Here is a 501-nt window from a genome sequence, read left to right as displayed (position 1 = left end):
AAATTCCTAAGTTAATGTTGAGCAAGCAACACAACATTAACCTATTTACCTTATATGTAACAGATTATTTACCATCCTTTACATCCAGCCAACCGCACCGTATCTATCAACTTCTTCGAAAATTTTGAAGGAACTTTGGCGTATTGAATGCGCAAAAGCTTAAATTGATACTTCTTGCTCTATCTCGTAAAGCTCATCAGACATTTCAAGCATTCGACGTTCTATCACGGCTTTCGCATCTTCAACGCCTTTGTTGTAATAGACTGCGCCTAGTTTATCGGTAATAAAATCTATCAGAAATTCGCTGTCAAACTGGCCAATCTCAATGCTGAGTTCATCCTGCATATAATCTTGAATTGCCGACGCTAATGTTTCTTTTTGGGCTCTTTCTAACTTAATCATGCGTGTTCCTTTTAGTGCGGCTTAATGGGGATTTCGCTAACCGTTACGAAATAATCGAGTTTCGTCTCGATTGTGTAGCCTTTAATCACCCCAAATTCG

The 501-nt window shown here is 38.7% G+C and carries 1 protein-coding gene; it reads right to left on the bottom strand.

All coding sequences use genetic code 11. From position 1 onward, the window contains the following. Positions 1 to 159: 159 nt before the first annotated feature. Complete coding sequence (locus R7Q09_RS28765; protein ID WP_005454378.1) at positions 160 to 402, bottom strand: DUF2164 domain-containing protein; 243 nt, start codon at positions 400 to 402, stop codon at positions 160 to 162. Positions 403 to 501 lie beyond the last annotated feature (99 nt).

Source organism: Vibrio sp. 2130-1 (assembly GCF_033339515.1).
The sequence above is the reverse complement of the archived record's forward strand: the minus strand, read 5'-3'. Positions and strand labels throughout refer to the sequence as shown.